This is a genomic window from Paenibacillus selenitireducens, from assembly GCF_002021565.1.
Lineage (GTDB): Bacteria > Bacillota > Bacilli > Paenibacillales > Paenibacillaceae > Paenibacillus_K > Paenibacillus_K selenitireducens.
In genome coordinates this window covers 89855-101591 of record NZ_MSZX01000002.1, presented here as the reverse complement: position 1 = coordinate 101591, position 11737 = coordinate 89855, and the positions used below count along the sequence as shown (strand labels likewise).

The following is an 11737-nucleotide window of genomic DNA, read 5'->3' as shown; positions in this document are numbered from 1 at the left end:
CTTAATCTTCATCTTCTTGATTCAACGTTTCAAGGAATTCTTCCGTCGCCCGGTCACGTGCACGGCCCTTTTCCTTCAGACGTTCAATAGCTGGTTGAATTAACATATCCACCTCGCGCTGCACATGATACGCTAAATCATAACGAGTCTGAGATTCGAGGTATGAACCAACTTCCATCAATGCATTGTACCGATCCAATTCGTCACGCGTCAGGAGTCCACGAACTTGTACACTGCAATGTCGCATCTTATAGGAACTTCCCTTTTTTCAACACAAGCGGAATGCCGCCGATGATGAATAGGTAGCGAATATCGATCATTTTTTTCAACTGCGCTGCGGTAAATCCTTTGAATTTCTTCGTACCTACGATACCAATGGCTTCGCCTTTACCAAGGGATGCTACAGTACCTTTGTTGCTGAATACGAATTTAACCGGTTGTTGGTTGCGAATCGCTGCAACGATGTTGTTCGCGCAAGTAACCCCTTGTTGCATCGCAATTTGTGCTGTTGGCGGGTAAGGACGACCTTCTGGATTGAACATCAACGAGTTGTCGCCAATCACGTAGATATTGTCTTGACCAGGAACCCGCAGATAATCATCGATTTTCACGCGGCCACGCATGGTTTCAATCCCTGCTTCTTCCACGATACGATTTCCGCGTATACCAGCAGCCCATACAACCGTTGCTGACTTAATCAATTCACCTTCACCAACGATAACGCCCTCAGGTGTAGCTTCTTTGATAGGTGTGCCGATTTTGAACGTAACGCCTTTATTCTGCAATACATTCATCGCGTATTCAACTAGCTCTGCATCGAACCCAGGCAGTGCAGTTGGAGCAGCTTCTACATTATAAATCTTCACAAGGGAAGGATCTACGTCGTATTGTTTGCATAATTCAGGCATACGGTCCGCAAGCTCAGATACAAATTCAATTCCCGTAAACCCGGCGCCGCCGACAACAAAAGTCAAGCGATCCAGGCGGCTCTCGTCTTGTTTGTAAGATGCAAATTGATATTCGATATGTTGGCGGATCATACGCACGGAGTTAATGCTGCGGATACTCATCGCATATTCTTTCATACCTGGGATGCCGAATGTTTCCGTCTCGCCACCGACAGAAATCACAAGGTAATCGTAGGATAATGCGCTTCCGTCTTCAAGCAATACTTTCTTCTCTTGCGTACGGATTTGTGATACAGTCGCTTTCACGAAGTCAATCTTGAACTCATCGATTAATTTCGATATGGACACGCGTGCATTTTCCATATGATCCGTACCTGCAGCAGGCATGTGAAGATGCGTGGTAAAATAGTGGTAGTCATGTTTATTCACAAGCGTCACGTCTGCTTCATTATAGTTCAACTCTTTTTGGAGACGTTGAGCTGTAAGAATACCGCCGTACCCCGCTCCTAAGATCACAATTTTTGGAATGTTACTCATGATTCTAATCCCATCCAATCCTTCAAGTTATTTATTATATATAATGACAAAATTATTTGTGAAAAATTACACTTGAAATACAAAAAAATTAGTGGTTTATCCAATTTATACGCAATTGTCTCCAACTTGTGATGAATGCAGTGTAACAATCTCGGTCACAATTCGACAACTGGTTTATTAACCCATCTGAAATGATACTTATTTTTATCCATAATATCAAGCTTTTTTCGAAAATACTTCGACAATTCTACATTTAATTTTTTTTGTACCCCGATTAAGTTAATTTACTGCAAAAACAACTGAAAATAGGTTTCATTCCACATCAATGAGGCTTATAATAAAAAAAGTATGTGACAAATTAAATTGAAATTTCGGAGGTGCCCCTGTGGACCAACAAAACCTATCTACTCAAGAGCCCGTTGATATCCTTATCATCGGTGGCGGACCTGCCGGTATGTTTGCAGCCTTTTATGGAGGTATGCGCCAAGCATCCGTCAAACTTATCGAAAGCATGCCGCAACTTGGCGGACAGTTGGCAGCATTATATCCTGAAAAATACATTTACGATGTAGCAGGCTTTCCCAAAGTTACTGCACAAGAGCTTGTCGATAACCTCAGCGAGCAAATGAAAATGTTCCAAACCGATATTCGTTTGGAAGAAAAAGTATTAAATGTGGTGAAGAAAGACGAGCGTCTTTTTGAAATCACTACAGATAAAGAAGTCCATTATGCCAAAGCGGTTATTATTACGGCTGGCGTTGGCGCATTTGAACCACGTCGCCTAGAGCTACCGGAAGCTTCCAAATATGAGAAGAAAAATCTTCACTATTTCGTTAGCGACCTGCAGCAATTTGCTGGTCAAAAGGTACTGCTTAGCGGCGGGGGCGACTCTGCACTGGATTGGGCCCTTATGCTTGAACCGATTGCAGAACAAGTAACGCTGATTCATCGTCGTGATAAATTCCGTGCGCATGAGCACAGCGTAGAGCGTCTCATGGCTTCCAAAGTGAATGTCGTCACGCCGACTGAAATCGTTAGCCTTCATGGGGATGATCGCATTGAGCAAGTGACCCTTGCTGACGTGAAGACCAAAGAAACGCAAACGTTAGATGTCGACGCCGTCATCATCAATTTCGGTTTCGTATCCTCCTTGGGTCCAATTGCCGAATGGGGTATCCACATTGAAGGTGGATCCATTGTTGTGGATACACGCATGGAGACGAACATTCCGGGTATCTTCGCAGCGGGTGACATCACCACGTACCCTGGCAAATTGAAGCTGATTGCGGTTGGGTTCGGTGAAGCACCAACGGCGATTAACAATGCGAAAGTATATGTTGATCCAAGTGCGAAATTGTCCCCAGGACACAGCAGCAGCATGAAAGTGTAATCGGTCCGTATCATTCTATGATATGAATCAACAATAAAGGGTATCCTACCTTCTAAAGATTTTCTTACGGAGGTGGGGTACCCTTGTCTTATTATTGCCCTTTATGTAACGGTCTTATGATATCCAACATTACTTGCCCTGCTTGTTCACTTGTCACGATTGATTATGGAAAATTAGAGGATTATGAAGGGCCCTACAGTCCATACGCTGGTGATGATGTGCTCGAGAGCTCAACGTCAGAAACAACCCAGGAAGACGTGTCCGTCTGCACGCATCTGCTGTATTGTGATCCATGTCAGCGCTATTACCAGTGCCGGATTCATGAATGGAGTTAATGGATGGTGTACGGAGAAGTTGAAGCTTTTTATATATACACGGGTAACTGACGTTTATGAATTTCGGCTAACAATAAGGTGATGAACTCGACTTCCAAATCTAGCTCAATAGCCTTGTAATACGATTCTACCAAAAGTTCATCAGATAGAATGGACATGACACATGCTCCTTTTTACTAATTTTACCTGTTGTTGATTACTACTATACACGCTCCTTTTGAAGAGAACAAGCGTTCCGGTTATCCACAAACACTTGTGGAGATCCTGTGAGTAATTTGTTAACAACCTAAAAATAACGTGTTTTCACGCTATTTAACATGTGGATAATAGTTATTCACAGGCTTGTAACCGGAAAGCTCTATAAAAAACTTCTATTAGAATGCCTATCACCAATAATTAAAACTATCATATAATATGGTAGATAGAGAGAAGAAGCTTCCTTTATTGCGGACGAGTATTCACTTCAAATATCCATATTTTACCATTTAAGTCGATTCCATAATCAAATCCTAGTTCTCCTAACCCAGGGAACCTTCTTTCGAGCTTCGTCGTCGACAACACCGTTAAGTGCCGCATTTCATTCTTTTTCACTTTTACCATACTACTTGAAAAGGATCCTCTTATTCCCTGAGCTGCTGTTAACCTCGACCCGCCTTTGCACAAGTTCGTCACGAATAATCCTCGCCGCGCCAAACGGCCGACCATCGAACGTACTTCCCAATACTGACTTCCAACCTTCACGACCTTCACACGATAATCGATCGGCCGTCCTCCTATTTTAGCTAGGTGTATACCCCGTTGAATAATGTATTTGCGTCTCTTCTTCACTGCACTTAATCCGTGGAACATTCCATTGAAACTGGAGAAAGAGCGGCGACGTGACATGGCCGTGTACGCATAAGTCCCCCCTTCCTTGGTGACTTTGATGACCCCGTAACCTCCCCCGCCAACAATTGGTTTTATGACAACCATGCCGAATTGCGATAACATAGATCTCAGATTGGCAGCATTATACCGTCGAGTCTGAGGTATATGTTGGGCTATTGTGGGGTCGGATAAAAGCACGGCAGTCTTTAACCACTTGTTAGCCAGCCTTCTTCCAGCCATTCCGCTATCCCCTTTCTAAGAGTATACATATACATACTCAATCAAAGGGCATACCTCTTGTATGTTTGTCCTCGGCGAATGCCTGAATTTAGATAGATAAATCCTAAAATTCAAGATATGATAAGGATATCTGTTACATATTTTAGGAAAGGGGCACATGCATCGTGGAACAATTCGTACAAGGGCTATACTCCATTAGCTATTACGCCATGGCGATCATTCTGGCACTCGTGACCATCGCCATCTTTATCGTAGGTGTAAAGATGTTGATAGATCGTAAACGCGGTATCGGTACCGCATTCGTCACTTTTGCCGTTCTGGCAACAGGAATGATTTACGCCATGCTGAATATGAAATTTTTATAAGAAAATACGTTCTGATGTGATAGAAAATACATAATTAAAGGCTTTCTCCTCATGGGAGAAAGCCTTCTTTGTTTGGATAAATCGTCTGTACGAAGCGAATCCATTCTTTGGCTGCGAATGAGAGATATACATCTTTCCGCCAAATAAACGCGAGCTTCCATGGAATTTCCGGCTGAACAAGCGACAAGGTGGCAATTCGCTCCGGATTCATCTGACGGCAGATATTCTCTGGCAGCAATGCGATCCCCAGCTTCGCCGCAACTAAATTGCCAATAAAATCCCATTGCGAGCTTTCACATACCACACGTGGTTGGAACCCGGAGCTGATACATGCCGATATGATACGTTCATGCAGCGAGAAATCCTCACGGAAGATAATAAAGGCTTCCGCTGCGAGTTCCGATAACGAGACCTCCGTTTGTGCCGCTAGGCGATGCTCTGAATGCACAATCAACTTCAATTTTTCGTCCGCAATCGGAATGGAATGATACACATCATGTTTGGTAGGCAATAAGACAACGCCGATATCAAGCGCCCCATTCTCAATATCCTCGGCAATTTTTCTAGCTCCGTACTCGATAAGCTCCAGCATAATCCCTGGATAACGTTCGTGGAATTGTCCAATCACTTCTGGAAAGTACCCCGCTCCGGCCATGGGAGGCAGACCTATTCGAAGCTTTCCTTTCACCAAATGCGTTGCTTGGCTTAATGCGGACGAAAGGTTATCGAAGGAATTCACGATATCTTTGGCCTGGTTAAAAATCATCTGACCTTCATTCGTCAATTCCGCTTTTTTTCCCGTACGATTGAATAATAAGATACCTAACTCTTCTTCCATATCTTTGACCACTTTACTGATCGTTGGTTGACTGACACGCAGCGTTTCCGCAGCCTTGGTAAAACTCCCCGTGAGTGCCACTTCGATAAAATATTGAAGATGACGAATATCCATCGGTTCCTCCCATCTATTCCAAAATGGAATAACTGACATTCTACATATGTATTTTACCTATAGCCTTAACAGCCGTATACTTTGTATGAAAACATTTCATTCCTTTACATTTCATATTTGCACGAGAGAAGGATCACCATGTCGATCAAAAAATTCAGTATTGCTGTATTACAAATAGGCTTCCTCTACGCGGTATATTTCATTATGGATCAAGCAGCACAGGCCTTACATCTTCCCATACCGGGAAGTATATTAGGACTGGTCCTGATCTTCATTCTTCTACAGACTGGCGTAATCAAGCTAACCTGGATCGAACGCGGATCCAATTGGCTGCTCGCTGAGATGCTGTTATTCTTTATCCCAGCTGCTGCGGGGATTATCAAATTCAAAGATTTAATGATGACCAATGGCTGGAGTATACTTGTCGTCATTCTCGTAAGTACCCTAATCGTCATGATGACAGCAGGCATGCTTCCCTTGTTATTCGGACGCCAAAAGGAGCGGAATGAAGGATGATAACAGCGATCGCTTACTTATTGCTGACCGTCCTCATTTATTGGGGATCCAAACGGTTGTATCAGATCAAACCGATTGTCCTATTGTCTCCACTGCTTGTTACGCCATTGATTCTGATCTTTATCCTTGTCAAAGCAGATATCTCCTATGATGCTTACAACACGGGTGGTAAATGGCTCACGAATATGGTGGGGCCAGCAACGGTTGCGCTTGCGGTTCCTTTATATAAAAACTTCAATGTTCTGAAACAGCATGCTGTCAAAGTGATCGTTGGGACGCTTGGCGGTTCAGTTATGGGATTCCTAGCTTCACTAGGTATTGCTCACCTGCTTCACTTGAACAGCTCCTTGATGTCGAGCCTCATGCTGCGTTCAACGACAACCGCGATCGCAATCGTCGTCTCGAACCAAATTGGTGCGATTTCGTCCATTACAGCGGTCATCGTTCTGATTACGGGATTGCTTGGCATGACGATCGGCCCGCTCGTCATTCGAACTTTACGCATTCGCAATGATATCGCCAAAGGCGTCTTGCTTGGCACGAGTGCACACAACGCCGGAACTCGTAAAGCTTTGGACCTTAGCGACGTCTCCGGGGCAATAGCAACCATCTCCATGATCTTGTCTGCTTTCTTGACGCTAGGGATTGCCCCCTGGTTAATGACCTACTTATAACTCCATGTTTTTCTTCACAATAAAAACCTCCTGGATTGGATGCTGATCGACGGCACCCTTCCAGGAGGTTTTCTATTTTCGCATCGCGTTCGTTAGCATTGTTCCGGAGCTGGTTTACCTGCATCCTTCGCTGTACGGAACGATGAACCACATCCACATGTTGCTGTTGCATTCGGATTATTGATGGTAAAACCACCCGACATGCCGGATTCTTCAAAATCGATTTCAAGACCGTCAAGATACTGAATGCTCTCGCCTTCAACAACAACCTTTAAGCCTTTAATTTCAAATACTTTATCATCGTAGTGCTGCTCATCATCGAAGCCCATACCGTACGTAAAACCGCTGCATCCTCCAGCTTGCACGCCTAGACGCAAGAACATGTTCGGGATTTCTTCCTGAGCAAGCATCTCTTGTATTTTTTCAACTGCTGTATCACTAATATGAATCATGGGATTTCCCTCCTTCAGTAACTATAACTTTCACTGTATCTTCAGTATACATAACTACGCAAATCGTCACAAGTGGGAACCGACCTCCCCCTCTTTCAGTTTTACTTTTTTTGTCACATTCTCTTGCCCAGCTCAGACAGGAGGTTTATAATGAGTGTACGACCGGACAATTTTTGGTCATTTTTTAATGAAATTTTTAGGCTTTAATGTTCTAGCTTGTAAGAAAATTCACATACAAATTGCAACATAGGATGTATAACGCTTTGGAATTCTAATCACATAAGGAGGATCAGAATTATGTCTACCTTGGTAACGAGCAGTACCGATCAACGCATGGCGAAAATCATTGAGAAAGTACAAAATGGACAGCGTCTTGATCTTGAAGATGGCGTTTACTTGTATGAAAGTGACGACATTCTAACCATTGGTCAACTGGCTAATGAAGTTAATTTAAGAAAGAATGGGAAGAAAGTATATTTTATCGAGAATATGAGTCTTTATTTCACGAATGTCTGCGAGTCACGCTGCGCATTCTGTAACTTCCGCAAGGACGCTGGCGATGAAGGTGCTTATACCCTGTCAGCCGAAGAAATGATTGCTTATGTCGATCAACATATTCATCCTGGCGTTCGTGAGTTCCATATCGTAGGAGGGCATAATCAACATGTTCCGTTCCAATACTATGTAGACTCCCTTCGCGCTTTGCATGAGAAATACCCAGATGTTACGCTAAAAGCTTATACAGCGGCAGAAATTGACTTTTTCACACGGATCAGCGGGTTAAGTATTGCAGAGGTGCTGCGCCAATTGATGGATGCGGGGCTCCAAACCTTAACAGGCGGCGGTGCCGAAATTCTATCCGATCAATACCGGGAGAAAATGCATGTCGATAAAGCAAACGTGGATCGCTATCTTGAAGTACACCGCGTTGCTCACCAATTAGGTCTCAAAACACATACAACGATGTTATACGGATCCATTGAAAGCCATGAGGATCGGGTTCGCCATATGCTTCAAATTCGTGACTTGCAGGATGAGACGAACGGATTTATGGTATTTATCCCGCTATCCATGCAGCCTAAGAGTAAATCTGCTGATATTCGCCGTCGGAACTCGGCCTTTGAAGACTTGAAGACCATTGCGATCAGCCGATTAATGCTGGATAACATTCAACATATCAAAGCCTATTTCATTAATATTGGCACGCAGCTCACGCAAATGGCATTAACGTTCGGCGCATCGGATGCCCACGGGACGATTGTAAAAGAACGTATCAGTCATGCCGCTGGCGCACTTACACCGGAAGGTCTTACTCGTGCAGAACTGACTTGGTTAATTAAAGGTGCTGGACGCATTCCGGTTGAACGGGATACCTTCTATAATGAAATTAAAGTATATGAATAAGAACATCACCCTCATTTAATCGGGGCATACGGGGAGAGAGTTACTCATGAAAAATTTTGTCATCCTGGGCGGAGGCTACGGCGGCCTTGCAGTTGCTAATCGATTGCTTGAAGGGGAACTACCAATAGATACATCCCTCATGTTAATTGATCGCCAGCCTTATCAAGGACTAAAGACTGAGTATTACGCACTGGCAGCAGGAACTGCATCTGATCTTCAGATTCGCGTTGCCTTTCCGACAGATCCGCGAATTGAATTGAAATACGGGGATATCACGCGCATCGATTTACAGGGCAAACTTATATATTTGAACGAAGAAGAAGTTATTCCTTATGATCAACTGGTTATCGCTCTTGGTTGTACGGACAATTACCATGGCATTACCGGTGCTGAGCAATTTACGGAGAGTATCCAGTCTTTATCTAGCACGCGCAGTACCTACCAGAAATTGAATGATATTAAACCATACGGACATGTCAATATTATGGGTGGAGGCCTTAGCGGCGTTGAAGTTGCAGCAGAGCTTCGTGAGAGCAGGCCGGATCTGAATATTCGTATCATTGACCGCGGTCCTCGCGTTCTCTCGGCATTTCCTGAAAAGCTGTCCTCTTTCGTGTCGGAATGGTTCCATGAACATCATGTCGATCTAAGCTCCCATATTTCAACGCAGCAGATTGAACAAGGCGGCATTATCCACCAGAGCGGCGTGATTTACAGTGATGTGACGGTATGGACCGCCGGAATTCAGCCCGTGAAGCTCGTTCAAGATTTAGATGTGGCCAAAGATAAACAAGGGCGTGTGCTGCTCAACGATCACTTCCAAATTCCGAACCACAAAGACGTGTACGTTGTTGGCGATTGTGCCAGCCTCTCTTTCTCTCCTAGCGCTCAAGCTGCTGGAGCACAAGGCGAACAAGTCGCAGAAGTCGTACAAGCCTTATGGAAGAATGAAGTGCCGAAGCTGGGTCAGATGAAACTAAAAGGAACACTTGGTTCACTGGGTAAAAAATCTGGTTTTGGTCTTATGGGTAATCGTACAATGAAAGGAAGAGTGCCGCGTTTATTGAAAATGGGCGTTCTGTGGAGATCCAAGCATCATTTCGGATAAGGTCGAAGCTTTTATCTTACTCATTGTTCGTAGGAACGGATCATTTGTATAATGGCATCATATAATTTATCTGCAGTTTCTGCGGCTGTAATCTCGCCGTTAACGTATGCGAATGGGAATAAGTAGCATTCACCACAATTCCCTAAACAGCCGTATTCAATGACCTCATAGGCGGGATCGCCTTGTAGGTTCTTCATCACGTGATCGGTTCCATGATGCATATTGCCGGCACAAAATTCAATAATTGGACGCATTCGAAGTCACCTACTCGTTTAGCCATTTAAATTTGAACTTCTTTATACTATAATAAGGTGAGAAAGGAGTTGAAGCAAATGAGTGAAAATACTACGACAAACATGTATGATGAAGTGCTTGAAGTTCTAGATAAACTTCGTCCGTTCTTACAACGTGATGGCGGTGACGTTGAACTCGTTGACGTCGAAGACGGTATCGTGAAATTGAAATTGATGGGTGCTTGCGGCAGCTGCCCAAGTTCCACAATTACATTAAAAGCAGGTATCGAGCGCGCATTGGTTGAAGAGGTTGAAGGCGTGCAAGAGGTCGTTCAAGTATTCTAAATGTTTTAATTTAAAATCCCCAGCCCTATTAACGGCTGGGGATTTTTTTGGGTATTAATTAATTTACTCTTCATTGTGCACACGTCTAGGTAACATGCTATAATTATGGTTGCATTTAATTGAATGGGCTATACATAAGTATCTCACTTAACGAAAGTGGTATTCTGTGTATAAGAGGGGGGCCTGGGGATGTTCGCGAAGCGACTTAAACAATTGCGTAAAGATAGAAAATTGACCATGCAAGAAGTAGCCGATTTCGTTGGAGTTGCAAAGAGTACCTACGCAGGTTATGAATCGGGGTACCGCCAACCAACATTAGAATCCATACATACTATATCTCGGAAACTTCGTACGTCAGCGGATTATCTTCTTGGGCTTACTGATTATCCTGAGCCACCAGAAGAATTAAATCATAATGCAAAAGAATATTTAAATTACAAACAACTTCATTGGGATGGGATTCCTTTGGAAAAAGACGATCTGGACCTCATTCGTGTATTGCTCGAACGTGTGATCCGTGATCGCAGCTTACCAAAGGATCATTAAATTACTCCCCCATTAAATTTTGCAACTTCGCTCTCGATTCATCTTGAAGCTTCACGTATAACGCGTTATACGTTAGTGTCCACTCATCAATCTTACTCGCAGACACAGAGTCCTTTTCTGCTGATTGGATTAGAGCTAGATAATTCCTTTCACATGTAGATTCGGCATTGGATATCTCATTCGTTATTTTGTCTTGCCAAGCTTGAACCTCGATAGGATTTGTCTTATCTAGCTGCTGGATACTCGTCTCCGCTCCTTCTAAGATGACATTCATATCCTTCATACTTTTCGCCTTAAGCTTCACCAATTCTTGTTCATATTTAGATTCCTTAGACGCTATGATTTCCGACTGAGAACTTGTTTTGGAGTTCGTGTCGATGCTGTCTGATGTTCCAGATTGCTTCGACGTATCTGACTTCGCTTTGCTTTGCTCATTCGATTTCGTCACAGGTCCTTTTGTCAGCTTGGCTGCTTCCAGCTGCTCATTATCTTTTACCTGCTTGGTTGGTGCTTCTGGCTGCTCTGTCTTTATTTCCTGCTTGGCCGCTTCCGGCTGCTTAGCACCTTCTGGTACTTGTTGTACACCTGCTTGGCCACTCGCAACCGGTGTGATCGTTGTATCCTTTGAACCTATTTGAGGTAATTCCTCCATCTCTTCCCAATTATATCCATACTCTCCCGTTGGATCAATGAGCGCTGTCTTTGTAGATTCCTTCCAGTACAGTCCGCCCCATACGAAAATCAATATAATTGTAATCGAAGATAAAATCGCTATTGGAATGTTCTGTTTCTGAATTCGACGGCGTCTTTTTTTTCGTATACGTTGTTTTCCCATCATTATGCACTCACCACTTTCTTGTGAAAT

The 11737-nt window shown here is 43.6% G+C and carries 16 protein-coding genes; 8 read left to right on the top strand and 8 right to left on the bottom strand.

Going from position 1 to position 11737, the window contains the following annotated elements:
* Nucleotide 1: 1 nt before the first annotated feature.
* Nucleotides 2-247 carry a hypothetical protein gene (locus tag BVG16_RS04670; protein ID WP_078497392.1) on the bottom strand — a complete coding sequence of 82 codons (246 nt, stop codon included), beginning with the start codon at nt 245-247 and terminating at the stop codon, nt 2-4.
* Between the two features lies 1 nt (nt 248).
* Nucleotides 249-1445: an NAD(P)/FAD-dependent oxidoreductase gene (locus BVG16_RS04665; RefSeq protein ID WP_078497391.1), complete on the bottom strand. Its 1197-nt coding sequence runs from the start codon at nt 1443-1445 to the stop codon at nt 249-251.
* 385 nt (nt 1446-1830) lie between these two features.
* On the opposite strand from BVG16_RS04665, the gene BVG16_RS04660 reads away from it, so the two are divergent.
* Nucleotides 1831-2835 carry an NAD(P)/FAD-dependent oxidoreductase gene (locus BVG16_RS04660; RefSeq protein WP_078497390.1) on the top strand — a complete coding sequence of 335 codons (1005 nt, stop codon included), beginning with the start codon at nt 1831-1833 and terminating at the stop codon, nt 2833-2835.
* A gap of 364 nt (nt 2836-3199) precedes the next feature.
* On the opposite strand, the gene sda is transcribed toward BVG16_RS04660, so the two are convergent.
* Entirely contained in the window at nt 3200-3328 is a 129-nt protein-coding gene (gene sda, locus BVG16_RS04650) for a sporulation histidine kinase inhibitor Sda (protein ID WP_144027295.1), read from the bottom strand.
* Nucleotides 3329-3611: 283 nt separating this feature from the next.
* Nucleotides 3612-4277 (bottom strand): YheC/YheD family protein, encoded by a 666-nt coding sequence (locus BVG16_RS04645; protein WP_078497388.1) that lies wholly within the window; start codon nt 4275-4277, stop codon nt 3612-3614.
* Between the two features lie 164 nt (nt 4278-4441).
* On the opposite strand from BVG16_RS04645, the gene BVG16_RS04640 reads away from it, so the two are divergent.
* Complete coding sequence (locus BVG16_RS04640) at nt 4442-4642, top strand: hypothetical protein (protein ID WP_078497387.1); 201 nt, start codon at nt 4442-4444, stop codon at nt 4640-4642.
* A gap of 49 nt (nt 4643-4691) precedes the next feature.
* Here the strand turns inward: BVG16_RS04640 and BVG16_RS04635 are convergent, their stop codons facing one another.
* A complete protein-coding gene (locus BVG16_RS04635) occupies nt 4692-5594 on the bottom strand; it encodes a LysR family transcriptional regulator (protein ID WP_078497386.1) in 903 nt (300 codons plus the stop codon).
* 138 nt (nt 5595-5732) lie between these two features.
* On the opposite strand from BVG16_RS04635, the gene BVG16_RS04630 reads away from it, so the two are divergent.
* The gene (locus tag BVG16_RS04630) at nt 5733-6110 is read left to right on the top strand and encodes a CidA/LrgA family protein (protein ID WP_144027294.1); all 378 of its coding nucleotides are present in this window, start codon (nt 5733-5735) and stop codon (nt 6108-6110) included.
* Nucleotides 6107-6784: an LrgB family protein gene (locus tag BVG16_RS04625; RefSeq protein WP_078497385.1), complete on the top strand. Its 678-nt coding sequence runs from the start codon at nt 6107-6109 to the stop codon at nt 6782-6784. The genes BVG16_RS04630 and BVG16_RS04625 overlap by 4 nt, the downstream gene beginning before the upstream one ends.
* 92 nt (nt 6785-6876) lie before the next feature.
* On the opposite strand, the gene BVG16_RS04620 is transcribed toward BVG16_RS04625, so the two are convergent.
* Nucleotides 6877-7236 (bottom strand): HesB/IscA family protein, encoded by a 360-nt coding sequence (locus BVG16_RS04620; protein WP_078497384.1) that lies wholly within the window; start codon nt 7234-7236, stop codon nt 6877-6879.
* A gap of 297 nt (nt 7237-7533) precedes the next feature.
* On the opposite strand from BVG16_RS04620, the gene mqnE reads away from it, so the two are divergent.
* Together mqnE and BVG16_RS04610 are read left to right on the top strand one after the other, a co-directional pair.
* Nucleotides 7534-8640, top strand: a complete 1107-nt coding sequence (gene mqnE, locus BVG16_RS04615) for an aminofutalosine synthase MqnE (RefSeq protein ID WP_078497383.1) — start codon at nt 7534-7536, stop codon at nt 8638-8640.
* Nucleotides 8641-8686: 46 nt separating this feature from the next.
* A complete protein-coding gene (locus BVG16_RS04610; protein WP_078497382.1) occupies nt 8687-9748 on the top strand; it encodes an NAD(P)/FAD-dependent oxidoreductase in 1062 nt (353 codons plus the stop codon).
* A gap of 20 nt (nt 9749-9768) precedes the next feature.
* Here BVG16_RS04610 and BVG16_RS04605 read toward each other — a convergent pair whose 3' ends face one another.
* Nucleotides 9769-10002: a YuzB family protein gene (locus BVG16_RS04605; RefSeq protein WP_078497381.1), complete on the bottom strand. Its 234-nt coding sequence runs from the start codon at nt 10000-10002 to the stop codon at nt 9769-9771.
* A gap of 78 nt (nt 10003-10080) precedes the next feature.
* Between BVG16_RS04605 and BVG16_RS04600 the strand changes: the two genes are divergently transcribed.
* Both BVG16_RS04600 and BVG16_RS04595 read left to right on the top strand, forming a co-directional pair.
* Nucleotides 10081-10326 (top strand): NifU family protein, encoded by a 246-nt coding sequence (locus BVG16_RS04600; RefSeq protein WP_078497380.1) that lies wholly within the window; start codon nt 10081-10083, stop codon nt 10324-10326.
* 189 nt (nt 10327-10515) lie between these two features.
* Nucleotides 10516-10872, top strand: coding sequence for a helix-turn-helix domain-containing protein (locus BVG16_RS04595; protein WP_078497379.1), 357 nt, complete (start codon nt 10516-10518; stop codon nt 10870-10872).
* A 1-nt stretch (nt 10873) separates the two neighbouring features.
* Here the strand turns inward: BVG16_RS04595 and BVG16_RS04590 are convergent, their stop codons facing one another.
* Nucleotides 10874-11710 (bottom strand): hypothetical protein, encoded by an 837-nt coding sequence (locus BVG16_RS04590; RefSeq protein ID WP_078497378.1) that lies wholly within the window; start codon nt 11708-11710, stop codon nt 10874-10876.
* Nucleotides 11711-11737: the final 27 nt, after the last annotated feature.